This is a genomic window from Mesorhizobium sp. USDA 4413 (assembly GCF_056280365.1).
Map to the genome: position 1 here is coordinate 3,297,681 of NZ_JBVPRP010000001.1, position 25,554 is coordinate 3,323,234.

The 25,554-nt window shown below is 64.8% G+C and carries 20 protein-coding genes and 4 pseudogenes; 8 read left to right on the top strand and 16 right to left on the bottom strand.

What is annotated here, in order from left to right:
* Positions 1-162 precede the first annotated feature (162 nt).
* The 3 genes from ACVMIM_RS15740 (at position 163) to ACVMIM_RS15750 (ending at position 2,854) form a co-directional block, all read left to right on the top strand.
* Positions 163-498 carry an ArsR/SmtB family transcription factor gene (locus tag ACVMIM_RS15740; RefSeq protein WP_041001994.1) on the top strand — a complete coding sequence of 112 codons (336 nt, stop codon included), beginning with the start codon at positions 163-165 and terminating at the stop codon, positions 496-498.
* A complete protein-coding gene (locus ACVMIM_RS15745) occupies positions 498-2,381 on the top strand; it encodes an ABCB family ABC transporter ATP-binding protein/permease (protein WP_476113058.1) in 1,884 nt (627 codons plus the stop codon). Before ACVMIM_RS15740 ends, ACVMIM_RS15745 begins: the two co-directional genes overlap by 1 nt.
* Before the next feature lie 131 nt (positions 2,382-2,512).
* A complete protein-coding gene (locus ACVMIM_RS15750; RefSeq protein ID WP_476113060.1) occupies positions 2,513-2,854 on the top strand; it encodes an antibiotic biosynthesis monooxygenase family protein in 342 nt (113 codons plus the stop codon).
* Here the strand turns inward: ACVMIM_RS15750 and ACVMIM_RS15755 are convergent.
* Positions 2,830-3,723, bottom strand: a complete 894-nt coding sequence (locus ACVMIM_RS15755) for an SMP-30/gluconolactonase/LRE family protein (protein ID WP_476113061.1) — start codon at positions 3,721-3,723, stop codon at positions 2,830-2,832. The two genes, ACVMIM_RS15750 and ACVMIM_RS15755, sit on opposite strands and share 25 nt — an antisense overlap.
* A gap of 433 nt (positions 3,724-4,156) precedes the next feature.
* Here ACVMIM_RS15755 and ACVMIM_RS15760 point away from each other — a divergent pair.
* The 3 genes and pseudogenes from ACVMIM_RS15760 to ACVMIM_RS15770 all read left to right on the top strand — a co-directional run.
* Positions 4,157-4,411: pseudogene (locus tag ACVMIM_RS15760) on the top strand (DMP19 family protein); the annotation flags it as partial.
* A gap of 901 nt (positions 4,412-5,312) precedes the next feature.
* Positions 5,313-6,014, top strand: a pseudogene (locus ACVMIM_RS15765) (phosphatidylserine decarboxylase); the annotation flags it as partial.
* A 3-nt stretch (positions 6,015-6,017) separates the two neighbouring features.
* A complete protein-coding gene (locus ACVMIM_RS15770) occupies positions 6,018-6,833 on the top strand; it encodes a CDP-alcohol phosphatidyltransferase family protein (protein WP_041001984.1) in 816 nt (271 codons plus the stop codon).
* Positions 6,834-6,846: 13 nt separating this feature from the next.
* Here the strand turns inward: ACVMIM_RS15770 and ACVMIM_RS15775 are convergent, their stop codons facing one another.
* Positions 6,847-9,069: an AMP-binding protein gene (locus ACVMIM_RS15775; RefSeq protein WP_476113063.1), complete on the bottom strand. Its 2,223-nt coding sequence runs from the start codon at positions 9,067-9,069 to the stop codon at positions 6,847-6,849.
* A gap of 172 nt (positions 9,070-9,241) precedes the next feature.
* Positions 9,242-9,649, bottom strand: coding sequence for a tautomerase family protein (locus ACVMIM_RS15780; RefSeq protein WP_476113065.1), 408 nt, complete (start codon positions 9,647-9,649; stop codon positions 9,242-9,244).
* Between the two features lie 112 nt (positions 9,650-9,761).
* On the opposite strand from ACVMIM_RS15780, the gene ACVMIM_RS15785 reads away from it, so the two are divergent.
* Positions 9,762-10,616 (top strand): LysR substrate-binding domain-containing protein, encoded by an 855-nt coding sequence (locus tag ACVMIM_RS15785; RefSeq protein ID WP_476113067.1) that lies wholly within the window; start codon positions 9,762-9,764, stop codon positions 10,614-10,616.
* A 181-nt stretch (positions 10,617-10,797) separates the two neighbouring features.
* Here ACVMIM_RS15785 and ACVMIM_RS15790 read toward each other — a convergent pair whose 3' ends face one another.
* The 3 genes from ACVMIM_RS15790 to ACVMIM_RS15800 form a co-directional block, all read right to left on the bottom strand.
* Positions 10,798-11,715 (bottom strand): DMT family transporter, encoded by a 918-nt coding sequence (locus ACVMIM_RS15790; RefSeq protein WP_476113069.1) that lies wholly within the window; start codon positions 11,713-11,715, stop codon positions 10,798-10,800.
* Between the two features lie 37 nt (positions 11,716-11,752).
* The gene (locus ACVMIM_RS15795; RefSeq protein ID WP_476113070.1) at positions 11,753-12,649 is read right to left on the bottom strand and encodes a DMT family transporter; all 897 of its coding nucleotides are present in this window, start codon (positions 12,647-12,649) and stop codon (positions 11,753-11,755) included.
* Between the two features lie 140 nt (positions 12,650-12,789).
* Complete coding sequence (locus ACVMIM_RS15800) at positions 12,790-14,286, bottom strand: S10 family peptidase (RefSeq protein ID WP_476113072.1); 1,497 nt, start codon at positions 14,284-14,286, stop codon at positions 12,790-12,792.
* Positions 14,287-14,533: 247 nt separating this feature from the next.
* On the opposite strand from ACVMIM_RS15800, the gene ACVMIM_RS15805 reads away from it, so the two are divergent.
* Positions 14,534-15,040 (top strand): OsmC family protein, encoded by a 507-nt coding sequence (locus tag ACVMIM_RS15805; protein ID WP_476113074.1) that lies wholly within the window; start codon positions 14,534-14,536, stop codon positions 15,038-15,040.
* Between the two features lie 141 nt (positions 15,041-15,181).
* Here the strand turns inward: ACVMIM_RS15805 and ACVMIM_RS15810 are convergent, their stop codons facing one another.
* From ACVMIM_RS15810 to ACVMIM_RS15855, 10 genes and pseudogenes are all read right to left on the bottom strand, one after another.
* Positions 15,182-15,406: a hypothetical protein gene (locus tag ACVMIM_RS15810; protein ID WP_476113076.1), complete on the bottom strand. Its 225-nt coding sequence runs from the start codon at positions 15,404-15,406 to the stop codon at positions 15,182-15,184.
* A 137-nt stretch (positions 15,407-15,543) separates the two neighbouring features.
* Entirely contained in the window at positions 15,544-16,185 is a 642-nt protein-coding gene (locus tag ACVMIM_RS15815; RefSeq protein WP_278050895.1) for a hypothetical protein, read from the bottom strand.
* 76 nt (positions 16,186-16,261) lie between these two features.
* Entirely contained in the window at positions 16,262-17,005 is a 744-nt protein-coding gene (locus ACVMIM_RS15820; protein WP_476113078.1) for an SDR family NAD(P)-dependent oxidoreductase, read from the bottom strand.
* Positions 17,006-17,081: 76 nt separating this feature from the next.
* A complete protein-coding gene (gene purF, locus ACVMIM_RS15825; protein ID WP_476113079.1) occupies positions 17,082-18,563 on the bottom strand; it encodes an amidophosphoribosyltransferase in 1,482 nt (493 codons plus the stop codon).
* Positions 18,564-18,677: 114 nt separating this feature from the next.
* On the bottom strand, positions 18,678-19,355 hold the full coding sequence (locus ACVMIM_RS15830) for a CvpA family protein (protein WP_476113081.1): 678 nt from the start codon (positions 19,353-19,355) through the stop codon (positions 18,678-18,680).
* A 42-nt stretch (positions 19,356-19,397) separates the two neighbouring features.
* A pseudogene (gene radA / locus ACVMIM_RS15835) lies at positions 19,398-20,802 on the bottom strand (DNA repair protein RadA).
* Between the two features lie 231 nt (positions 20,803-21,033).
* Positions 21,034-22,524 carry a replicative DNA helicase gene (locus ACVMIM_RS15840; protein WP_041001960.1) on the bottom strand — a complete coding sequence of 497 codons (1,491 nt, stop codon included), beginning with the start codon at positions 22,522-22,524 and terminating at the stop codon, positions 21,034-21,036.
* Between the two features lie 197 nt (positions 22,525-22,721).
* Positions 22,722-23,687: a small ribosomal subunit Rsm22 family protein gene (locus ACVMIM_RS15845; protein WP_476113082.1), complete on the bottom strand. Its 966-nt coding sequence runs from the start codon at positions 23,685-23,687 to the stop codon at positions 22,722-22,724.
* 69 nt (positions 23,688-23,756) lie between these two features.
* Positions 23,757-24,078, bottom strand: a pseudogene (locus ACVMIM_RS15850) (YnfA family protein).
* A 67-nt stretch (positions 24,079-24,145) separates the two neighbouring features.
* On the bottom strand, positions 24,146-25,435 hold the full coding sequence (locus ACVMIM_RS15855; protein ID WP_476113084.1) for a class I SAM-dependent methyltransferase: 1,290 nt from the start codon (positions 25,433-25,435) through the stop codon (positions 24,146-24,148).
* Between the last annotated feature and the right edge of the window lie 119 nt (positions 25,436-25,554).

The window sequence follows — 25,554 nt, forward strand, 5'->3', positions numbered from 1 at the left end:
GATCGCAAACTTCCGCGATTGTGGCACTCGATACTGAGACGCCTCGCTCCTTCGCGCCCCCCTCTGGCCTGCCGGCCATCTCCCCCACGAGCGGGGAGATTAGCTCTCTATCCATCCGCCTAGCTTGCCCTCCCATCCTTCATCGTCTATCGCCGATGGACGATGACCGAATCCCCCGAAATCCGCTGCAGCGACAGTCACGCCATGGCGCTCCGCCTGGCGGCGCTTTCGCATCCGGCACGCATCGAGATCCTGAAGCGCCTCTCGGCCAGCTCCTGCTGCTCCTGCCGTGAGGTGGTCGATCATCTCGACCTCGCCCAGTCGACCGTCTCGCAGCATCTGAAGGTGCTGGTCGAGGCGGGGCTGGTCCGCTTCGAGGCCGACCGGCAGCGCTCGCGCTATGCCGTCGACCACGCCGCGCTGGCGGGTGTGTCGGCCTCGCTCACCGATCTCGTCAACTCCTGCTGCCCCAGCCTCTCACCCAAAAGGCAAGACTAGTGGCCGAAAAGACCGTATCCGCCGAAGCCGGCACCCTCACGACCCTGCGCAACCTGTGGCCATATATGTGGCCGGCCGAACGCGCCGATCTTAGAGCCCGCGTCACCTGGGCGACGCTGCTTCTGGTCGTCGCCAAGGTCACCTTGGTCGCCGGCCCGTATTTCTTCAAATGGGCGACCGACGCTCTGGCTCACGCCTCGAAGGCGCCGCCGCCGCTGCCAGCTTTCCTGCTCGCGCCGATTATGCTGGTCATCGCCTACAACCTGTTGCGCCTGGTCCAGCTCGGCTTCAACCAGCTGCGCGACGCGCTGTTTGCCCGGGTCGGCCAGTATGCGGTGCGCCAGCTCGCCTACCGCACCTTCGTCCACATGCACCAGCTGTCGCTGCGCTTCCATCTTGAGCGCCGCACCGGCGGCCTGTCGCGCATCATCGAGCGCGGTACCAAGGGCATCGAGACGATCGTGCGCTTCATCATGCTGAATACGGCGCCGACCATCCTCGAATTCGCGCTGACGGCCGGCATTTTCGCCTTCACCTATGGCTGGAAATACGTCGTCGTGGTCGCCGTGACCGTCTGGCTCTATGTCTGGTTCACGGTCAAGGCGAGCGACTGGCGCATCTCGATCCGCCGCGACATGAACGACAGCGACACCGACGCCAACACCAAGGCGATCGACTCTTTGCTCAACTTCGAGACGGTCAAATATTTCACCAACGAGCGCATGGAGGCCGAGCGCTTCGACCGCTCGATGGCGCGCTACGAGATCGCCGCGACCAAGACCTGGACCTCGCTGGGCTGGCTGAACTTCGGCCAGGGCCTCATCTTCGGCCTGGGCACCGTCATCGTCATGTGCATGTCGGCGCTGGAGGTGCAGGCCGGCACGCAGAGCGTCGGCGACTTCGTCTTCATCAACGCCATGCTGATCCAGCTCTCGGTACCGCTCAATTTCATCGGCTTCATCTACCGCGAGATCCGGCAGGGCCTGACCGACATCGAGCATATGTTCGACCTGCTCGACGTGCCCCAGGAGATCGTCGACAAGCCGGACGCCAAGCCTTTGAAGGTCGGTCCCGGCAAGGTCGAATTCCGCGACGTGCATTTCTCCTATGATCCTAACCGCAAGATCCTGAAGGGGGTCTCCTTCGAGGTGCCGGCCGGCAAGACGGTGGCGATCGTCGGACCGTCCGGCGCCGGCAAGTCGACCATTTCCAGGCTTCTGTTCCGCTTCTACGACGTGCAGGGCGGCCAGGTGCTGATCGACGGCCAGGACATCCGCGATGTCACGCAAGAGAGCCTGCGCGCGGTTCTCGGCATGGTGCCGCAGGACACGGTGCTCTTCAACGACACCATCGCCTATAACATCCGCTACGGCCGCGTCAGCGCCAGCGAGGAGGAGGTGCGCAAGGCCGCCGAGCTGGCCCAGATCGGGCCGTTCATCGACAAGCTGCCGGAGGGTTACAAGTCGATGGTCGGCGAGCGCGGGCTGAAACTGTCGGGCGGCGAGAAGCAGCGCGTGGCGATCGCCCGCACCATCCTCAAGGCGCCGCCGATTCTGATGCTGGACGAGGCGACCTCGGCGCTCGACACCCAGACCGAGCAGGAAATCCAGGCCGCGCTCGACCTCGTCAGCAAGGGCCGCACCACCATCGTGATCGCGCACCGCTTGTCGACGGTGATCTCGGCCGACGAGATCATCGTGCTCAAGGACGGCCAGATCGCCGAACGCGGCACGCATGCGGCGTTGCTCGCCAAACACGGCCTCTACGCCTCGATGTGGGACCGCCAGCGCGAAGCGACCGAAGCCGAGGAGCGCCTGCGCATCGCCCGCGAGAGCGACGAGCTGGGGGTTGTTGTGCGGCGCAGGACGTCGGAGGTGAGCTAGCGCCGACTTCACCTTCTTCCCAAGGGGAGAAGGGAAGGGCAAAATCCCCCTTGACCTCAACTTAACTTGAGCTTGCAGACCGTCTCCGAGCCCCTGCGAAGCAACTCGTCCAAGAACGGAGACAGATCGAAATGAGCACCAAGAACCACCGCACCGGCAGCGTGTTCCGGGTCGATAAATTCGTCGTGCCGGCGGAAGCGCGCGACGAAATCCTCGGCAAGGTCTTCATGACGCACGAATTGCTGCGCCAGCAGGAAGGCTTCGTGCAGGATTTCCTGCTGGAACAGTTCTCCGGCCCGGGCGAGTTCAACATCGTCACCGTGGTCGAATGGGAAAGCCAGGACGCCGTCGACAAGGTGGTGCCGATCGTCAAGGCAGCGCATGAGCGCATCGCCTTCAGCGCGCAGGAAACCATCGCGCGCCTCGGCGTCAAGGCCGACATCGCCAACTACCAGCGCGTGCCGGAGGTGTAGGAGGGCCATCCGGCGCCAGGCGCGGTTACGGTGATGCTCAGCACCTGACCGGTGCGAGAGTCGCTCACCATGTTTTCGAAGCCGCGCCATTCGGCGGCGAGGATGAAAAGCGTCTTGCCGTCGGCTCCGCCCAGCACGCAGGCAAAGCAGCCGCGATCGACCTGGACCTTGTCGACTTTCTCGCCGCCCTCGCGCACCCTGACGCAGTGCCGGTTCGGTACATCGGCATACCAGACACAGCCTTCGGCATCGATGCAGATGCCGTCGGGATAGTCGTTGCCGAGCTCAGCCCAGACGCGCCGCTTGGAAAGGCTGCCGTCTTCGCCAATATCGAAGGCGGTCAGCCGCCTGGCGTGAGATTCGGCGACGATCAGCGTCCGGTTGTCCGGTGTCACCGCCATGCCGTTGGCGAAGGCGATATCCTCTGCAACCTGTCGCAGCGTGCCGTCCGGCGCGACCAGCACGATGGTCCCCGGCCCGAAATGCTCGCCCGGTGCCGGTGCTGGCCCGCCGCCATTGACGTAGACGTGGTTGCGGCCATCGACGACAATTTCGTTCCACGAGTTCTTCGACAGTCCCGTGAGGTCGGCATGTGCGACGAGCCCGCCATTTGCCTCCTGCCGGAGCAGAAGGCCATCCCGACCCGAAACGACGAGCAGTCGTCCATCAGACAGCCAGTCGATCGAATAGGGCAGGACGGCCGGCACGGTCAGCATGACCTCGCTCTTGCCCTCTCCGTCCACGGCGACAATCTCGCCGGTGCCCCAGTTGCAAAGCCAGAGCCGCCCCTCATGCCAGCGCGGAGATTCGCCGAAGGCGAGGCCTTCCAGGATGATATTGGCTTTCCTAGCGGCGTTCGGTGAAGGCATCGGCTGACTCCGTTGTTGGATTGTCCTGCCAAGGACGGGCGAACGCATGGCTTGCCGACATTGTCTACCAGCAATTTCAGTCCGCCTAACATGCGTGTCGCGCTCAACGAACTTGGCTGTTCCTAATGCCTTTCAAATCGATCGTCTGGTGATATTGTCGCGGCACAAATAAAATCGCCTACGTTTTTTTGTGCCCTTGGGGATCATTTTCAATGTTCAGATTTCTTTTTCGCAAATCCAAAAAACACCCGCTAAGCTGGCGCCCAATGCTGCCAGGCCACAGGTGATGCTGCCGCTGCCGGTGGTGGTACGCCGTTCAACAGTCGAACAGGCAATCGATAGCCCCTCCGACCTCGTATTTGCCGTTGAGATTTTCATCCATACAATGACCTATGAAGGGCTCTACCGTCATCCCGAGATCAGCCCGAGGGCAATGCAAGTTTCTCACGCAAACTCGTACTCGGCTGAGGTGAAGAACGGGGGGCACAGTCAATTCATCTACAATGCCGCCGCGGAAACCGATGAAATGATTGCCAATGCCCGGGCTGGACTCACCTCCAGCGGTGCGATGGGTCAGTTGGCGACATTGGAAAAGATGGCCGCCTGGATTGCCGAGCATCCCGACGAAGCTGCCGAACAAACGGGCTTCGAGGGTGGTCGAGACGATTTTCTGGATAGGCTCGACGATGAATTCTACGAGGCTGATGAAGCTGCGCCGATGGAAAACTTCTTGGCGCGCTGGATTGCGTCGTGGCCTGATCTGCAAATTGTCGATGATGACGATTACGGCGCGGTCATACACCGATTAGTGATGGCCAACCCGCAACGTGAAGCCAGGCTCCTTCATCGTTCGGTTAGCAAGCTGGTTCGGCAGATGATCGGCTGGCGCGATGTCGGCGCCGGTCTCGCCTGCGCCAAAATCTCCCCACCCGAGGTCAGACTAGCGTTCGGTATGGCACGGATGCTGGATGTTGGGGGTGAAATGCAGATGGTTTTCCAACTGCGCACCAGTGCGAAGGAGCCTCGGCTATGCACCGCAACCGAGACGCATGCCATTATCTACGAATATATCGCCCCTGAAGATCCTCCGGTCATCCGCCCCGGTGAGAACCCGTTCGGAGCTAACGCTCCGCGGGTCGGCGTCCAACTTGCTCGCGCCGACGAGTCAGAGATCAAAACCGTCATCGAACTAGCGGAACAGTACCATGCTCCGGTCGCTGTCGACCTTCTGCTGCGCAAGGCCGGGTTCGACCCTACGGATGCCGTTGTTTCAGCGAACTCGGTATCGCAAACGGCGGAAGGACTGGTTGTGAATTGGGTTGTGCTGGCCTCTGGCCGGTCCTTCCTTTTCCTATCTTCGCGGAATGGCGGCGTGCTGTTGCGTGGCAAGGACGACGAAAAGCTCGGCCGAGGCGACGGTGCCGGAACTCGACGAGCACTTCGATCGTTCGGCTGCCGCTGGGTAGCTCCCTCGCATCTCACCGCATCCGCCTCTACTCGCCTCATCCATCCTCCCCCATTGTTGCGTTGCGGGGAGGGGGGCTTTCGGCTATTGAGGCGCAACCTGAAACAGGGACCGCCCCCAAAGCCCTATGACGCTTCTCGACTCCGTCAAGAACACGTTCGTCCCCATCCATCGCGAAGGCTATCCCTTCATCGCCGCCTTCGCCGCGGCAACGCTGTTTCTCGGCTATTTCTCCTCGATCCTGTTCTGGATCGGGCTGATCCTCACCGCATGGTGCATCTATTTCTACCGCGATCCCGAGCGCGTCACGCCGGTCGACGACCGGCTGGTGGTGAGCCCGGCCGACGGCGTGATCTCGGCGGTCGGGCCTGCCGTGCCGCCGAGCGAGCTTGGCCTGGGCTCGGGCGAGATGACCCGGATATCGGTGTTCATGAACGTGTTTTCCTGCCACATCAACCGCGCGCCCGTGCGCGGCCGGATCACGCGCATCGAGCACAAGCCCGGCAAATTCCTCAATGCCGAGCTCGACAAGGCGAGCGCCGAGAACGAGCGCAACGGCCTGGTCATCGACAGCCCGAACGGCACGATCGCCGCCGTGCAGATCGCCGGGCTGGTGGCGCGCCGCATCGTCTGCTGGGCCGAGGCCGGCGGTACGATCGCCATCGGCGAGCGTTTCGGCCTGATCCGCTTCGGCTCGCGCGTCGATGTTTTCCTGCCCTCGGGCGCCGTGCCGCGCGTCGCGGTCGGCCAGACGGCGGTCGGCGGCGAGACGGTGCTTGCCGAATTTGGCGGCACGGCGGTCACGCCCTTGGTCAGGATTTCCTGAGCATTGGGCGCGCCGTTCAAGAAATTCGAGGCCCACGCCAGCGGCGGACCGCGCATCCGCGAGATCCCGATGCGCATGGTGCTGCCCAACCTGGTCACTGTGCTTGCCATCTGCGCCGGCCTTTCGGGCATCCGCTTCGCCTTCGAGAACCGCTTCGAGATCGCAGTGGTCATGGTGCTGCTCGCCGCCTTCCTGGACGGCATCGACGGGCGGCTGGCGCGCATGCTGAAGGCCACCTCGAAATTCGGCGCGCAGATGGATTCGCTGGCCGACATCGTCAATTTCGGCGTTGCGCCGGCCCTGGTGCTCTACGCCTTCCTGCTCGATCGCGCCGGCTCGCCGGGCTGGATCGCGGCACTTCTCTTCACCATCGCCTGCGGCATGCGGCTTGCCCGCTTCAACGTGCTGGCCGACGACACCGATCAGCCGGCATGGCAGACCGAATATTTCGTCGGCGTGCCGGCTCCGGCCGGCGCCGTTCTGGTCATGCTGCCGCTCTATCTCTATTTCCTGCGGCTCGGGCTCGAGCCCAGCCGGCCGGCCGCCTTCATCGCCACCGGCTTCACCGTGCTCATCGCCTTCCTTCTTGTCAGCCGTCTGCCGGTCTATTCGGGCAAGAGCGTCAAGGTTCCGGGCGACAGGGTGCTGCCGGTCATCCTCGGCGTGGTGCTCTACATCCTCTTGCTGATGACCTATCCCTGGTACACGCTGACCGCTTCCGTCGCAGGGTATCTGCTGTTCCTGCCGCTCTCCGTGCGCGCCTATTCGAAGCGGGCCATGCGCGAAGGCGAAAAGGTGCCGCCCTCGGATATCGGTTAAAGCCGGCGCCTATCTAAGCCGCCGCGCTCAGCCCCAGCCGGTCGATCGCCAGTTTGCGCGCCGAGATGTAATCCGTCTTGCCAGAACCCAGCACCGGGATCTCGTCGACCTTGATGATGTCGTTGGGCACCATCAATTCGGCGGCACCCGCCTTCTTGCCGAACTGGCGCAGTTCCTCGGCATTGGCGTCGTCGGCGGTAGTGACCAGCACGATGCGCTCGCCGCGCCTCTTGTCGGGCACGGCCACCGCCGCGTGGCGCTCTTCCGGCCACAGCGACTGCACCAGCATCTCGACGGCGCCCAGCGACACCATCTCGCCGGCGATCTTGGCGAAGCGCTTGGCCCGGCCGCGTATGGTGATGAATCCCTCGCGGTCGATCGAGACGATGTCGCCGGTGTCGTGCCAGCCTTCCAGCAGCTGCAATTCACCGGGACGGTCGGCGGTCATATAGCCCATCATCATGTTCGGCCCGTCGAGCCACAGCCGGCCGCCCTCGGCGATACCCTCGACCGGCTCCAGCTTCATGCGGATGGCCGGCAGCGGCCGCCCGACCGTGCCGTCGCGGCCATGGATGGCGGTGTTCACCGCCACGACGGGCGCGGCTTCGGTCAGCCCGAAGCCTTCGACGATCGAGGCCTGGAAGCGGTCGCGATAGGTGCGCCGTGTTTCCGGCTTCACGGCTTCCGCGCCGGCCACGACGAAGCGCAGGCTGGAGAAGTCGCCGTCCTTGGCGGTGCGGGCATAATTGGCAAGGAAGGTGTCGGTGCCGAACATCACCGTCGGCTTCACCTTGCGGGCGATCTCGGGGATGATCTTGTAGTGCAGCGGCGAGGGGTAAAGGAACAGCTTTATGCCGAGCACCAGCGGCAGGATGGTGCCTCCGGTCAGGCCGAAGGAATGGAACACCGGCAGCACATTGAGCAGGATGTCCGCCGGCGAGACGGAGACGCGCGCTTCCGCCTGCATCACATTGGCGAGCAGGTTACGGCTCGACAGCACCACCGCCTTCGGCGTGCCTTCCGAGCCCGAGGTGAACAGGATGACGGCTGGCTTCGAGGCTTGCTGGCGCTGCAAAGGCAGGCGCCACAAAAGCGCGGCCGCGACTTTGTCGAGGGTCGTCACGCTGGCCCGCACATCCTCCAGCCAGAGCATCTTGGCGCCGCCCGCCTCGACCGCGGCGACGATGTCGTCGATGCCGGCTTTTTCGATGAAGGTGCGGGACGAGATCACGGTGCGGATCACGGCGGTGCGGACCGCCGCGGTCACGCTCGCCGGGCCGGCGGTGTAGTTGACCATTGCGGCGACGCGGCCCGCCGAGATCAGGCCGACGAAGGTGAGCACCACGCCATTGGCGTTGGGCAAGAGCACGCCGACCGCTTCGCCTGGCGCCGTCACCGCCTCGAAATGGCGGCCGAGCACGCGAGCGCCGATGAACAGCTTGCGGTAGCTGAGCGAACCGGAAATCACATCCTCGATGATCGGGCGCGAAGAGCCAACGCGATCGGCGGCGTCGCGCATGGCGAGGAACAGCCCCCGGTCGAGATTGGTGCCGTAGAGCCGCGCTTCGGCGAAACGGTCGAACAGCGCGTTGGTATTGGAGGCCATGTCGGGATTGCGCGCCGTAAGCTCGGCGATGGTCATCGGCTCCAGCGCGCTCACCGACAGCCGCGGGAACCAATGGCGTGGCGCTTTCTCCTTCGGCGTCAGCGACACCGGCAGGTCGCGCGTGCCGGCAACGAAGATCGGCACAATGCGGGCGTCGGCCTGCATGGCCATGCGGGTGATGGCGCGAAACAGCCGGAAGGATTTGACATCCGGCTCGACATTATCCGGCAGGTAGACGGCAAGCCGCCCCTTGCCCTTCAGCACGCGCACCAGCCGTCGGCTGACGAAGACATGCTCGGCGTTGAAGGCAATGGTGCGGGCAAGCTCGCGCCACGGCTCCAGCCAGGGCGAGCGCGCCGAGGCGTCATCCAGGATATGCAGCGTATCGTCGGGAAGCAGCGACAGCATCAGCGCCGGCTCGAAGCGCGACTGGTGCGAGACGACATAGATCACCGGCGTCTTGGCGCTGCGGGCAATGCGGATGCGGTTGTCCACGATGCGATAGGCGAGCTTGAACGGCACATAGAGCAGCGCCTGGGTGAAGCGCAGGTCGAGCCGGAACCGCTCGATCACCGCGATCAGCAGCCAGGCAAGAACAAGGCCCGCCAGCAGCGCCAGGGTCAGGATCATGCCGCTCTCTCCCAGTCTCCTCCAGCACGGCTCTTGAGCGGCCGCTTCGGCGGCAGAAGGTAGCGGAAGTGGGGGCAAGGTCAATGTGGGGGGAAGGCCGGGCTCCCCCTTCTCCCCTTGTGGGCCTGTTGCGCAGTCGGCGAGAACGGGCCCACAAGGGGAGAAGGGACGCCTACGCCGCCTTCAGCCTCCCGCTGATGAAGCGGAACTCCTGGCTTTTGCCGCCAAAGCCGTAGGCCGCCGCCGGCACCTCGTGCACCAAAGCATAGCTTTCCTCATGCACGCCTTGCAGCAGACGACCGAAAGCCTCGAAGATCGCCTTGAGATAGGCTTCGAGCTCAAGCTTGGTGTTGGTGCCGTCCACAACCTTGATGTCCAGCCAGAACGTGTTGGTCCCGAGCTCGGCCAGCGACTTGCCGCCGGCGAACCAGTGCTGCGGATCAATATAGTTGACGGCGACCGCGGTGATCGTCGGATCCTTGCGTAACTCCCTTGCGGTGATCTCAGTAATCTCCCTGGCGATCGCGGCGGACAGCTTGGCCTCGGGCCTGCCGGTGACGCTGACATTGATGATCGGCATTTTTCTCTCCTTCGGTTCGAGGTCTTGTGCCTTCGAATGGAAGGAGCATGCCATCATCATACCATCAAAAAAATCGAATTGTTTTTGATAAATGCTTCGATATCGTCGAAGTGTGGAAACGCTCGATCCCGATCTGCTGAAAACCTTTCTCGCCTTCGTCGACGGCGGCTCGCTCGCCAAGGCCGCGTCCGCCGTCGGCCGCACGCCGTCGGCGGTGACCGCGCAGATGCAGCGGCTGGAAGAGATCGTCGGCGAGCCGCTACTCACCCCGCGGGGGAGGGGACGCGGGTTGACGCCGGCAGGCGAAGACCTTGTCGGCCATGCACGGCGCATTCTTGCCGTCCACACCGAAGCCTGGCTGGCGCTGAAAGGCGCGCGCGCCGGCGGCCGCATAGCCATCGGCACGACGCAGGATTTTGCCGACCACGGCCTGCCGGACCTGTTGCGCGCCTTCGCGATCAGCCATCCGCGCGTCAGGATCGAGCTGCGCGTCGGCCGTTCCATGGAACTCGGGTCGGCGCTGCAGGCGGGCCAGCTCGACCTCGCGATCACCATGCGCCATTCCCCGTCGCCGGATGAAGCCGCTGTGATCAGCGAGCCGATGCTGTGGCTGTGCTCGGAAAAAGGGCTGGCGGCGCGGCAGGAGGTGGTGCCGCTGGCGCTGCTCGATCCCTATTGCGGCTTCCGCGAGGCCGCGCTCAACGCGCTGGACGCTGCCGGCCGCCGCTACCGTATCGCCGCCGGAAGCGCCAGCCTTGCCGGTCTGCGCAGCGCGGTCAATGCCGGCATCGCACTGACGCCGCGCACCCGGCGTTTTGCCCATTCCGGCATCGTCGAGGCATCTGCCGATTTCAACCTGCCGCCGCTGCCGATGGCCGATTTCGCCATCCGGCTCGGCCGCGAAGCCGCCCGCCCGGCGCGGGATCTGGCGGAGCTTCTCGGCGGCGGGCTGGCCTTCTCGTCCTGATAAGAATCGCGGTGCGATATCCCGCGAATTCCCGAACAAACAATTCCCAAAGAAAAAGCCGACCTTTTTGCGGGTCGGCTTCTAGTCGGACGGGTCGAGGGGTTTGGGGGGACTTGGGGGGTGACCCGTCGATCTAACAATGCCTGAGCCGGATGATGGTTCCGTGAGTGGCGAAATATTTTTACGCCGTCGCGGACTTCGCCTTCAGCCAGTCGCGCCCGGCATGGGCAAAGACCGCGCAAAGCACGATGGCGCCGCCGATGACGCTGGCCATCGGCGGAACCTCGCCGAGGAACAGCAGGGCAAACAGGATGGCGAAGGGCACCTCGGCCGAGCCGAGCAGCCCGGCTTCGGCCGACGGGATCAGCCGCGAGCCTTCCGTCCACAGGATCGAGGCCAGCGCGAAGGAGCAGCCGAAGGTGGCAAGCAGCACCACGTCGCGCGTCGAGACGGCCAGCGGATCGGTTACGAACCAGCCGAGCACGAAAAGCAGGAAGGCCGAGACGGCGCCCGCCCACACGACCGGCGAATCGCGGAAAGCGCGCACCATGATCATGTAGAGCGCGCTGCCGGTGGTCATCAAAAGCGCCAGCCCGTCACCGAACAGGTGTCCGCTGCCGAGGCCGGCGCACACCATGATGGCGACGCCGCACAGCGATACGGCGGCCGCGACCATGGTCTGCAGCCGGAACTTCTCCCGCACCAGCAGAAAGGCAAGCAGTGCGGCGATGAAGGGCGAGGTCGCGTAAATGACGGCAACATTGGCGACATAGGTGAATTTGAAAGCAGAGATAAAGGCGATGCTGGCGGCAGCACCTTCAATCGCGAGCAGCCAGCCCCGCCAGCCCAATCTCAGGCTCTCGCGTCCGCCCGAGCGGCGCCGGCGCCACAGCACATAGAGCGTGATCAGGATCGAGCCGAAAAAGCCGCGCCAGCAGGTGATGGTCAGCGGGTCCGCATGGATCGACTTGGTCAGCACGCCGGTGAGCGCGAAGGCGACAGCCGATGCCGATACCAGGATGATGCCGAGCGTGCGCTCGGCCGCCACGTCGGCGGCGGCAGGCGCAAGCTTTTCGGGCATGTCAAGCGTCTCCGTCATGGCGCCAGCCTAACCAGTTGCTCCTGACAGCCCTCTGTCATGAGGCGTGTTCCCGTCTGCGGAAATGCTCGTTGCCGACGATGAGCAGGCCGGCGCCAATGATCAGCGCCGCGCCCATGAACACCTCCGTGCGCGGCACGTCGCCCCAGATGGCGTAGCCCAGCGCGAAGGCCCAGACCAGCGAAGTGTATTCGAACGGCGCGATGATCGACACCGGCGCGCGCTTCATGCCTTCGAACAGTACATATTGAGCCACCCCGCCGAGCGCCCCGACGCTGACCAGCAAAAGAAGCTGCCGCCAATCGGGCATGCGCCACCAGAGCAGCGCCGGCACGGCCGAGAAGAGCAGGAAATAGAAATTGTTGAGCACCAACTGGATCGTCGTGCGCTCCTGCAGCGCCGTCTTGCGCAAGAGCACCACGGCGATGCCCCACAAAACCGCGGCGGCCAGCACCAGAAGCACCGGCACGGAGAGGCCGAGCCGCGTCGGATCGCAGGCGATGAAGACGCCGACGAAGCCGATGAACACTGCGATCCAGCGCAGCAGCGGCACCGTCTCGCCCAGGATCAGCACCGACAGCACGGTGACGATGATCGGCGCGGCGTAGTAGATGGTGGTGAGCTCGGCAAGCTGCAGCGAGCGGGCCGCGTTGTAGTAGCAGACCCAGGCGGCGAGCGTGAAAGCGCTGCGCACCAGCATCGGCCTGACGATCGGCGAAACGATCGTGTCGGCAAACAGCCGCTTCCCTCCGATCGCGCCGCAGGCGAGGAGCACGGTGATCGAGCGCACGAACATGATCTGCCAGACCGTCATGCCGGCGACCAGAAGCTTGATCGAGGCATCCTGCGCCGAAAACAGGAAATAGGCGGCGGCCGTGAACAGGATGCCGGCCAGCACCCTTTCGCGGCTTTCGAGGATGACGACATCGGCCATGCGGTTTCAGCGTGCTTGCGTGAAGCGGTTCCGCCCCAGTCGGGACCGTTGCTCCAGCTATACGGGCGAAAGCTTGCACGGCGCTGCTCCACCGCGGCGCTTGCGTTGGCGCAGGCCTTTTGCCGCGTGCCTGCCGGAGCCTATTGCGTCGCCTGGTAGAGCTCCGATGCCGCGTCTTTCAGCGCGCGCCGCCCGTCCGGCCGCAGATACATCATATGGCCGCCATCGACGACGTCGAGGCGGATCGGCTTGGCGTCGCCGAGAGACGGAACCTGGTTCACCAGATAGCGCGAGGCGAGATAGGGCGTGACGAGGTCAGTATAGCCGTTGACGATAACGACGCCGAGGGCAGGGTTGAGCGAACGCGCCCGCTGCAGGTCGTTCATCACGCCGGCATAACCCTGGCCCGATGTGCCGTAATCCCAGTTGCGGCTGACCTCGCCATTGAGCAGCCGGTAGCTGACATCGGTGCGGTAGTTGAGCTCGTCGCGGGCATAGGCGACGAAGGCGGAGGTAAGCACCGGAACGCTGCGGTCGAGCACCGGATCGGGTCCGGTTTCATGCGCGCTTTGCGGCGCGATGTCGGCGGTGCCGATGGTGGCGTCATAGGGGCTGAGAACCTTGCCCGTGGCGCGCTGGAATTCCTTGGCGAAAAGCCCGATGGGGATGCGCGCGAAATTGCGTTGGACAAGCTCGAGCGGCAGGCCGGTGATCTCCGACACGCGCCCGCTGGCGAGCTTTCCGCCTTGCTCCAGCCCGCTGTTCAGCGCCGTCAGGTAATCGCCGAGCGCGTAACGCTCGACCTCTGCCAGCCTGTCGCGCAACGCGTCGCCGCTCACGCCGTCGCCCTTGAGCCGCGTCGCCGCCAGCGAAGGCAGCTCCAGCGCCCAGTGCAATTGGTCGAACTGGTCGGGCCGCACCAGCATGAACTCCAGCGCCGGCGAGATCAGCACGATGCCGCTGGGGCTCAGGCCCACATCTTCCTGCAGTGTGCGGGCAAGCAGCGCGGCGCGAAAGCCGCCATAGCTTTCGCCGGCGAGGAACAGCGGCGATCCCGTGCGGCCATTCTGCGCCAGATAGAGGCGGATGAAGGCGCCGACCGAGCTGGCGTCCGCGTCCACGCTCCAGAATTCTTTCGGCTCATGCCCCGGCGCTTCGCGGCTGTAGCCGGTGCCGACAGGATCGACGAAGACGAGATCGCTCATGTCGAGCCAGCTGTCGGGATTGTCGATGAGCTTTTGCGGCGGCCGCCGAAACTCGCCGTCGGCGGCGGTCTCGACGATGCGCGGTCCGATGGCGCCGAGATGCAGGTAAGCCGAAGCAGCACCGGGTCCGCCGTTGAAGACGAAGGTGATCGGCCGATCCTTGGCCGGGACGGGCGACTGCTGCGTGTAGGCGACATAGAATATCTCGGCCGTGACCTCACCCTTGCCGGACAAGAGCGACAGTGTGCCGGCCTTGGCCTGGTAATCCAGCTTGCGCCCGCCAAGCGTGATCGAATGCTCGCTCACCTGCGGCGCCGGCAACAGCGACAGCACGCCGCCGGTCGGGGCCGGCCGTTGCGGTGTTTCAGCGAAGCTTGGCTGGGCGAAGGCGGCGAGCGCCAGGAAGGCGAGGGGGACGAGCTTGAATCGCATGGGAGCTCCGCTTGGATGGCATCCGCAAAAGTATGGCCGGGGCGAGGGAAGTCAAAGGGGCGGTCTCAAGACTTGGGTTCCTCGCCCCCGAGAGGTGTCCGCGGACCGGACGGAAAGGGGGCCTTCGTAGCGCGCTCCCTCTCCGTCTCGGCTTCGCCGAGCCACCTCTCTCCATTTCATGGGGCGAGGAACCCAAGCTCGAATTATGTACTATCTACCGTCAAAGACGTATCGGAAGGACAACCAAATGGACGCAACTGCACTCAAGGCCATGCAGGCTCCGCTGAAGGACGCTTATCGCGAGGACGCCGCCAGGGCGCTGATCACGCTGAGAGCCCGCGGCACGCTCGACGACCAGTCGATCGCCTGCAAGGTGGAGACGGGCAGGGCGCTTGCGGTTGCCGGGCTTCATCCGGCCACGGGCGGTTCGGGCCTCGAGCTCTGCTCGGGCGACATGCTGCTGGAAGCCCTGGTCGCTTGCGCCGGCGTGACGTTGAAAGCGGTGGCGACGGCGCTGGAGTTCAAGCTCGGCAATGCCACCGTCGAGGCCGAGGGCGACCTCGATTTTCGCGGCACGCTCGGCGTCGCCCGGGATGCGCCGGTCGGCTTTCGCGAGATAAGGCTGAAATTTGAGCTCGACACCGACGAACCGCAAGAGCGCATCGATTCGCTCATGAAGCTCACCGAGCGCTACTGCGTGGTCTTCCAGACGATCAACAACAAGCCGGCATTGAGTGTGAGCGCACAGCGCTGAAGCGTCACGCCCCCTCATCCGGCCGCTGCGCGGCCACTTTCTCCCCGGCGGGGAGAAGAGGTTGGCGCCGGCGCTGACAGCCTCCTCTCCCCAGCGGGGAGAGGTCGGCCGTGCGAAGCGGAGGCCGGGTGAGGGGCAATCCTACTGCGCCGACGGCGTCTCAGCGTCTCCTTCGTCAGTGAAGGGCGAGGCGCTCGGCACGCACTGCACGGCCCAGCCCTGCGGCGTCGGCTGCTTCTGATATTCGGTGATGGCGTTGGTGCACTGCTCGCGGGTGTCGAAGGTGCTGGGCAGCACCACCATGCCGCCTTGCGGGCCAGCGATCACCAGATACCAGACCAACGCTACGCTGGGAGAGGCGGCCATGGGAATTCCTCGCTTTGCTCGAATGTCGGAGTCGGACCGATCCTAGCAACTCCCTGGGGATCGCGAAAGCAGGGCGGCTGCACACGCTTTCGCCGCCCCGTTCACAGACCCGTGAATGGACCGATCGGGCTTCGGGCTCACTCGACCGCGAAGCAGTAGAACAGGCCGTCGCCGCCGGTGCCCTTGAGCGCCTCCTGGCTGCAGCCGCCGCGCGAGGCATGCGAGGAATTCCAGGACTTCGCCGCTGCCGAATCGTCGAGCCCGGTGCGGTCGTGATGGCCCATCATGGCGGCACCTTCGGCACCGCTCATCGTCCAGTCGCCGCAGGTCTGGTCGGCGATCCTGGTGCCGTCGGGCTTTGAGCCGGTCAGCACGTCGTGCCGGTTCGGCGTATCGCCGCGGCCGTTGATCATCTCGCCCTTTTCGGTCAGCGCCGTCTGCTTGGTGATGCCGTTCGCATCGCTGTGCAGCGAGGCGACGTCGTCCGCGATCTTCTCGCCTTTGGCGTTGAACCAGGGACCTTTGCCGATGCGGTCGCGCGCATCTTCGGCGCTGGAGGAAAGATAGGCATGCCAGGTCTTGCCGGTGACGCCGGCCGCTTCCGCGAGCGACGCGCAGTGGGCATCGGCGCCTTTCAGGCCGCCAAGATCGGCGCCCTTGCCGGAGCCGACGCTGGTGACGAAGAAGCTCATGGTCTTGTCTTGCGAGAGGGCTACGCCAGCAGACGCGGCGAGTGCCGCGGCAATGGCGGTGGCGGCAACGAGAAGAAGTCTACGCATGTCGGTCCTCCGGTTTCGAATGCCTTGCATTCGAAGAACGTTGCCGGAGCCCGGTTTAATCCGGTCTGAGCTTCTTTTATTCCGGTTGCCGGTAGGCGACGAAGCGGTTGTGCTTGGCCTGGAAGATCAGGCCCGTCTCCTTCAACTCCGGGCTCGCCAGCGGCACGATGCGCCTGGCGATCTCGGAGGGATGCGGCAGCGTCTCCGGATCCTCGCCGGGCATTGCCTGCGCGCGCAGCGCGGTCCGAGTAGCGCCGGGGTCGGCGGCGTTCACCCTCAGCGGCAGGCTCTGGGTCTCATGCGCCCAGGACCGCATCATCGTTTCGACCGCCGCCTTGGAAGCGGCATAAGGCGCCCAGAAGGCGCGCGCCGAATGCGCCGCGTTGGAGGAGAGGATGATGGCGCGGCCGGCGTCGGAGAGCCTAAGCAGCGGGTCGACCGAACGGATCAGCCGCCAGGTCGAGGTGACGTTGATGGTCATCACCTTCTCGAAGGTCTTGGCCTCGACATGGCCGATCGGCGAGATGACGCCCAGCACGCTGGCATTGGCAACCAGTATATCAAGCTTGCCCCAGCGCTCATGGATTGCGCCGCCCAGCCGATCGATGCCGGCCATGTCGGTCAGGTCGAGCGGCACCAGCGTCGCCTGGCCGCGGCCATCGGCCTTGATCTGGTCGTCGAGCTCTTCCAGCCCGCCCACCGTGCGCGCCACCGCGATGACATGCGCGCCGGCCGCCGCCAGCTCCCTGGCGATGAAATAGCCGATGCCGCGCGAGGCGCCGGTGACGACCGCCACGCGGCCGGAGAGGTCGAGGGTCATGCGAGAATGTCCGTGAGCTGGAGCAATTCCAGGAAAAGTGTTTTCCGTCCGGAATTGCGTAAATAAATACTGCGGCTTACGACCCGCCGCTCGCCAGCAGCGACAGCGTGCGAACGTTGTCGTGGCCTTCGAAGTCGAGCAGGCGGGTGGGGTACTGTCCGGTGAAGCAGGCGTCGCAGAATTGCGGCTGGTCGTTGTCGCGGCGCGCTTCGCCGACGGCGCGGTAGAGTCCGTCGATCGAGAGAAAACCGAGCGAATCGACGCGGATGAATTCCGCCATCTCCTCGACCGACATGCGCGAGGCCAGGAGCTTCGACTTCTCCGGCGTGTCGACGCCATAGAAGCAAGACGCGCTGGTCGGCGGCGATGCGATGCGCATATGCACTTCCTTCGCGCCGGCGTCGCGCACCATCTGCACGATCTTCTGGCTGGTGGTGCCGCGCACGATCGAATCGTCGACCAGCACCACGCGCTTGCCCTCGATCATGCGACGGTTGGCGTTGTGCTTCAGCTTGACGCCCATGTGGCGAATGGAATCGCCCGGCTGGATGAAGGTGCGGCCGACATAGTGGTTGCGGATGATGCCGAGCTCGAAGGGAATGCCGGCGGCCTGTGAGAAGCCGATCGCGGCCGGCGTGCCGGAATCCGGCACCGGCACGACGATGTCGGCCTCGACCGGATTTTCCTGTGCGAGCTCGGCGCCGATGCGCTTCCTCACATCATAGACGTTGCGGCCTTCGACCGACGAATCCGGTCGCGCGAAATAGACATATTCGAAGATGCAGAAACGCGTCTTCTGCGGCTCGAACGGAAAGATGCTCTCGATGCCCTTGGAGGTGATCACCACCATTTCGCCGGGCTTGATGTCGCGCACGAAGCGGGCGCCGATGATGTCGAGCGCGCAGGTCTCGGAGGCGAGAATCCAGGCGCCGTCGAGATCGCCCAGCACCAGCGGTCGGATGCCGAGCGGATCGCGGCAGCCAATCATCTTCTTGGCCGTCATCGCCACCAGCGAGAAGGCGCCCTCCACCTGGCGCACCGCGTCGATGAAACGCGAATTCAAATCGCGCTCCTTGCTGGTCGCGACCAGGTGCAGCAGCGTCTCGGTGTCGGAAGTCGAAGAGAAGATCGAGCCCTGCTTCTGCAGCGTGCGCTGCACGGTGAGCGCGTTGGTGAGGTTGCCGTTGTGGGCCACCGCCAGACCGCCCTCGGCGAGCTCGGCGAAGAAGGGCTGGATGTTGCGGATGCCGGCGCCGCCGGTGGTTGCATAGCGCGTATGGCCGATGGCGCGGTTGCCCGGCAAGCGGTCCAGCACGTGCTGCTTGGTGAAGGTGTCGCCGATCAGGCCGACATGGCGCTCGACATGGAACTGCGTGCCGTCATAGGAGACGATGCCGGCGGCTTCCTGGCCGCGATGCTGCAAGGCGTGAAGGCCAAGTGTGACGATGGCCGCCGCGTCCTGCCGGCCGAAAATGCCGAACACACCGCATTCGTCATGGAAATGGTCATCGGCCTCGGCGGAAAGGACTTTGCCTTCGTCTGCCGTTGAGTCTGCCATCTGGTGCTCAAGCTCCGCTAAAGCCGCCATATAAGGCGATCTCTCGCGGAACGCAACGCGCCTCGTCGGGCATTCACAAAATGCCTCAGGCCAGCGCCATGGCTGGCCTGGATTTCAATTTGCCGGCGCCGGAGCGGGAGCCGGGGCAGGCGCCGGAGCCGGTTCGTTGTCGGCAGGCGCCTCGCCCTCGCTGTCGTCGGGCGCCGGCGCGTTGTCGTCACCGGCGGCCGGCGGCTCGGCCGCGGGCTGATCGGTGGTGGCCGGCGTGCCGGCCTGCGGCGTGCCCTTATGCGTGTATTTGTTGACCAGTTCCTCGGTGTTTTCGGGCAGCACGCTTTCGAGCTTGGCGCCGATCGTCTCCAGCAGCGGCCGCGACTTGGCGTTGGCGACCCAGGCGGGCGCCTTGGCACCGGCCAGCCAGTTGAAGAACAAAAGCGCCACCGCGACCACCAGGATGCCGCGCGCCGCGCCATAGAGGAAGCCGAGCGTCCGGTCGAGCGCGCCGATGCGCGAATCGATGATCCAGTCGGCGAGCTTCATGGTGATGACGGAGACGACGATCAGCGCGATGAGGAAGACGATGCCGGCGGAGGCCGCCATCGCGATCTTGTCGTTGTCGATATAGGGCTGAACGTAGGGCAGGACCGGCTTGTAGAAGAAGAACGCCGCCGCCGCCGCTGCTGCCCAGGAAATCACCGACAGCACTTCGCGGGAGAAGCCGCGCACCATGGCGAGCATCGCTGAGACCAGCGTGAAGCCGACGAGGATTCCGTCAAGCAGCGTAATCGGCATGGTTCTCGCCCCACTTCCTGTCTTACGGCTTGATGAGCCGCGTCACTCCTCGTCGTCGGCACGGCCGCGCCGTGAGCCGGCTATGCGCGCCACAAGGTCGGCAAGCTCGGTGGGCTGGAACGCGCCGGCCCCGATCCCCCCGGCAACTTCCTCGCTGCCGAGCGGCAGCACCGCGCTTCCAAAACCCAGCTTTTCGGCTTCCTTGAGGCGCTGCTGCGCATGCGCGACCGGCCTCACGGCGCCCGATAGGCTGATTTCGCCGAAATAGACGCAATCGGCGGGAAGGGCAAGACCGGTGAGCGACGAAACCAGCGCCGCGGCGACCGCGAGATCGGCCGCCGGCTCCGAGATGCGGTAGCCGCCGGCGACGTTGAGATAGACGTCATGCTGGCCGAAGCGCACGCCGCAATGCGCCTCAAGCACGGCGAGCACCATCGACAGCCGCGCGCCGTCCCAGCCGACCACGGCGCGCCGCGGCGTGCCCAGCGAGGAGGGCGCCACCAGCGCCTGGATCTCGACCAGCACCGGCCTAGTGCCTTCCATGCCCGCGAAAACCGCGGCGCCCGGCGATTTCGCGTGGCGTTCGCCGAGGAACAGCTCGGATGGATTGGAGACCTCGCGCAGGCCCTTGTCCGACATTTCGAAGACGCCGATCTCGTCGGTCGGGGCCGAACCGGTTCTTCACCGTGCGCAGGATGCGGAAGTGGTGGTTGCCCTCGCCCTCGAAATAGAGCACGCCGTCGACCATGTGCTCGACGACGCGGGGGCCCGCGATCTGGCCCTCCTTGGTGACATGGCCGACAAGCACGATCGCAGCACCTGTGGATTTCGCGTAGCGGATCATCGCCTGGGCGGCGGCGCGCACCTGGGTGACGGTGCCCGGCGCCGAATCGGCAAGGTCGGTCCACAGCGTCTGGATGGAATCGAGGATGACGAGGTCCGGCCGCCTGCCGTCGGCGATGGTGGCGAGGATGTCCTCGACATTGGTTTCGGCGGCAAGCTCGACCGGCGTCGAGGCGACGCCGAGGCGCTGCGCCCTCAGCCTGATCTGCGCGACAGCTTCCTCGCCCGAGACATAGACGATGCGGTGGCCTTTCGAGGCGAGCGCCGCGGCGGCTTGCGTCAACAGCGTCGACTTGCCGATGCCGGGATCGCCACCGACGAGAAGCGCGGAGCCGCGCACGAAACCGCCGCCGGTAGCGCGGTCGAGCTCGCCGATGCCCGAAACGATGCGCGGCGCGTCCTCGATGTCGCCGGCGAGACTGGTGAGCACCACGGCGCGGCCCTTGCGGGCGTTGCGCGTGTTGGCCGGCCCCGAGCCGATGCCGCCGGACGTGCCTTCCTCGACCAGCGTGTTCCACTCGCCGCAGGCATCGCACTTGCCGGCCCAGCGCTGATGCACCGAACCGCAATTCTGGCAGATGAACTGAACGCGCGATTTGGGCATTAGCGTTGCGCCTTCTGCCAATCGCCAAGGGTCGGCGTTCCTTCACACCCCCCTCTGGCCTGCCGGCCATCTCCCCCGCAAGGGGGGAGATCAGCAGCGTTGCCGCCGGCGCTTCTCCTGCAACGTCGGCGATCGGCGAAGGTCGTGGCGACAGTCAATCTCCTCCCTTGCGGGGGAGATGTCCGGCAGGCCAGAGGGGGGTGTGACGGAGCGCTGACGTTGGCCAAAACGCTACTCAAACCTCTCCGGCAGATGATGCTCCTCGGCTAGGTCCGAGAACCGCGTGAACTCGCCGTGGAAGGCGAGGCTGACGGTGCCGGTCGGTCCGTGGCGCTGCTTGGCCACGATCACCTCGGCCTTGCCGCGCGCCTCGTTCATCTCGTTTTCCCACTTCACGTATTCCTCGGTGCCGAGCTTCGGCTCGCGGTTCTTGAGGTAATATTCCTCGCGATAGACGAAGAGCACCACGTCGGCGTCCTGCTCGATGGAGCCGGATTCGCGAAGGTCCGAGAGCTGCGGGCGCTTGTCGTCGCGGCTTTCGACCTGGCGCGACAGCTGCGACAGCGCGATGATCGGCACGCCGAGCTCCTTGGCCAAGGCCTTGAGGCCTGTGGTGATCTCGGTGATTTCCTGCACGCGGTTCTGCGAGGCGCGCGCGGAGGAGCCCTGCATGAGCTGGATATAATCGATGACGATGAGGTCGAGGCCGCGCTGCCGCTTCAGGCGTCGCGCGCGGGCGGAGAGCTGCGCGATCGAGATGCCGCCGGTCTGGTCGATGAACAGCGGGATCTTCTGCATCGTCTGCGAGCAGGCGACGAGTTTTTCGAAATCCATCTCGGTGATCTCGCCGCGGCGGATTTTCGACGACGAAATCTCGGTCTGCTCGGAGATGATGCGGGTGGCGAGCTGTTCCGACGACATTTCGAGCGAGAAGAAGCCGACGACACCGCCATTGGCGGCCTTGAACGTGCCGTCGGCCTGCTGCGCCGGCACATAGGCCTCGGCGATGTTGAAGGCGATGTTGGTGGCCAAAGAAGTCTTGCCCATGCCGGGGCGCCCGGCGAGCACGATCAGGTCGGAAGGCTGCAAGCCGCCCATACGACGGTCGAGGTCGCGCAGGCCGGTCGAGATGCCGGATAGGTGGCCATCGCGCATATAGGCTGCGTTGGCCATGTCGACGGCGGTCTTGACCGCATCGTTGAAGCTCTCGAAGCCGCCGTCGTAGCGGCCGGTTTCGGCGAGCTCGAATAGCCGCCGCTCGGCGTCCTCGATCTGGTCGGCGGGCGACATGTCGACCGGCGCGTCATAGGCGATGTTGACCATGTCCTCGCCGACGGTGATCAGCGCGCGGCGCGTCGCGAGGTCGTATATGGCGCGGCCATAGTCGGTCGCATTGACGACGGTAACGGCTTCCACGGCAAGCCGCACCACATATTGCGCCACCGTCATGTCGCCGACCTTCTCGTCGGCCGGCAGGAAGGTCTTGAGCGTGATCGGCGTCGCGATCTTGCCCATGCGGATGAGCTCGGAAGCGACCTCGAAGATGCGGCGGTGCAGCGGCTCGTAGAAATGCGCCGGCTTGAGGAAATCCGAGACGCGATAGAAGGCGTCGTTGTTGACGAGGATGGCGCCGAGCAGCGCCTGCTCGGCCTCGATGTTGTTCGGGGCCTCGCGATAAAGCGGCGTCTCCGCCGCGCCGAATTTCAGTGCCGCCTCTGCCATGATGTCCCCGATTTCGATCCCGCCTCCTCGATATCAGAACGAGACAAATGGGTGCTGACCTTTCTGCAACAGTAAGATTCTGACTGACTTTGATACTCGCGATTCACAGCAAAATTTTCTCGTGGAAAGAATCGTCATTGACTCGAATCGAAGAGGCCGAAGATAGCGCTTCGAACGAGAACAAAACAAGAAAATTCCTATCCCAGCGTATCGCCCCAGTCGGCCCGCCGTGAGACCTTGAAGACATTCCCGTCGCGCTTGCTGAGCAACTGCTCGCCGGCGCTGCCGTCCGGCTGGCAGAGTTTCAGCACCACCTTGCCGGAACCGCCCTTCGGCGGCGCGAGCACCCGTGCCGGGCGAACCGGCGCCGGCTGCCGGGACGCGGCCAGATAGATGAATTTCTCGTCCTCCCAAGGCACGTCGGCTTCCTTGACGAGACGATGCAGGCGCGAGCGGGCGACGCGGCGCGAAAAATGGCACCAGTCCGGCGGCTTGAGCGGGCAGGGCGCCTGGTGCGGACAGGGCGCCAGGATATGTGCGCCGGCTTCGATCAGTTGCTGCCGCGCGGCAAGGATGCGTTGCCAGCCGGCGGGCGTGCCGGGCTCGACAATAAGCAGCATGTCGGCGGTCAGCTGCCAGAGGCGGTGGACGAGCTTCGGCAGCGAGGCCGGTGCGACCTCATCGAGCACATAGGCGATGCTGACGAGATCGGCGGGCTTGAGTCCGTCGAGATCGATGGTGGCGTCGCCGGCGATCCATTCGGCGCGGGCCGCGATCGTGCCGGCCGCAAGCGACTGCCCGACTTTGCGCACCGCGGCGCTTGCTTCGACCAGGATCGCCTGCTCCAGCTCCGGCCAGGCATCCACCGTGGCCCAAAGCATGGTGCCAGGCCCGGCGCCGATGTCGAGCAAGGTCTTGGGATGGAAATCCGGTCGCACATCGGCCAGCGCAATGAGGCTGGCGCGGACCGCGGCATAGGTGGCGGGCAGCCGCGTCGCCAGATAGGCCTTGACCGCCATGTCCTCGCCCATATGCAGGCGGCCGTCGCGCAGCTCCGCGCGATAGCGCTCCGAGAGTGTCCTGGCGGCCTGCTTCAGCACCGGCAGGGGCACTTTCTCAAGCAGGCTGTCGACGCCTTGCCGGAGTGGGGCGGGCAATTCCACCTCAGGCCCCCTTAGGATTGAAGAGATAGAGCATGATGTCGTCCGAAAACCGCTTCACACTTTTCGGCATCATGCTCTAGGCGCCAGCAGGATGACGGAGGCGCCGGCAATGCACAGCGCGGCGCCGGCCAGATCCCAGCGGTCGGGGCGCGTGCGCTCGACCAGCCACAACCAACCGAGCGAGGCGGCGATGTAGATGCCGCCATAGGCGGCATAGGCGCGGCCCGCCGCGTCCGTTTCGACCAGCGACAAAAGCAAGGCGAACAGCGCCAGCGAGGCGAGGCCGGGGCAGAAGCCAGAGCGGTGACTTATCCAGCCGCCACCATGCCCAGAAGGAAAAGCAGCCGGCGATCTCGGCAAGGGCGGCTGCGGTATAGATGAGATAGGTCATGAAAAAGGTCTCGCGAACGAGACCTTTTTCGGGGCGTCAGGCCGCGATGGCAAGCGGCAATGCGCGTCTATTCCACCGCCTTGCGGCGACGCGTCGGCTTGGCTGGCGCAGGCGCCGCCGGCTCCTTGTGGCCGATATCGCGCAGCTCCAGCGCCTTCTCGCATTTGGCCATATAGTCGCGCGTCATTGGCAGCGTGTCGTTCTTCTTGGTGATCTGGAACTGGAAGATCACCAGGTCCTGCCAGCGGAAGGCGGCCTCCGAGGCGGCGAGATAGAACTCCCACATCCTGCAGAAGCGCTCGTCATAGATCGCTTTCGCCTTGTCGCGGTTGACGGCGAAGCGCGCCCCCCAATGCTTGAGCGTGTCGGCGTAGTGCAGCCGCAGGATCTCGATGTCGGTGACGACCAGGCCCGACTTCTCGATCGCCGGCAGCACTTCCGACATCGCCGGGATGTAGCCGCCGGGGAAGATGTATTTGCGGATGAAGGCGCTGGTCGCCCACGGCACGCCGGAGCGGCCGATGGTGTGGAGCAGCATTACGCCGTCCGGCTTCAGAAGCGTCGCGGCCTTGTCGAAGAAGGTGCGGTAATGGTTGACGCCGACATGCTCGAACATGCCGACCGAGACGATGCGGTCGAAGCGCTCGTTGATATGACGGTAATCCTTGAGATCGAAATGCACCCGGTCCTGCAAGCCTTGCGCATGCGCGCGGTCGGTGGAGACGCCGTGCTGCTCCGTCGACAGCGTCACGCCCTGCACGTCGACGTCGAAGGCCTTGGCGAGATAGAGGCCCAGCCCACCCCAGCCGGAGCCGATGTCGAGCACGGTCTGGCCGGCCTTGAGCCTCAGCTTCGCGGCGATGTGGCGCTTCTTGGCAAGCTGCGCTTCGTCCAGTGTCATATCGGGCTGTTCGAAATAGGCGCAGGAATATTGCATATCCTCGTCGAGGAAGAGCTTGTAGAGCTCACCGGACAGGTCGTAGTGCCTCTCGACGTTTCGGCGGGAGCGTGAGGCGGTGTTGATCTGCTGCAGCCGGCGGAAGGCGTGGCGCAGGCCCTCGATCGCCTTCGACCAGGTGACGTCGATGCCGCTCGAGCCCATGTTTTGAAATGCGATGCGCATCAGCCCGAGAACGCCGCCCTCGAGCACATCGAGCTCGCCGTCCATATAGGCTTCGGGCACCGCCAGCATCGGGTCGAAGGTGATGGCGCGTTCGGCATGCGAGGTCTTGATATGGATATGCACCGGCTCGCCGCTGCCGTCGCCGAACTTGTGCGTGGTACCCTTCGGGCCGGTCACCTTGAGGTCGCCGACGCGCACCAGGCGTTCGAGAACGTGTTTCAACAGGATGTTCATGACCAAATGTCCCCTCAGTCGGATCACCCGGTAATCGGACTGGAATATGCCGGATCGAAAGTGCAGCGCGTCATCCCGCGTCCAATCGACGCGCCACGCTGTAATGTGCACAAGATATA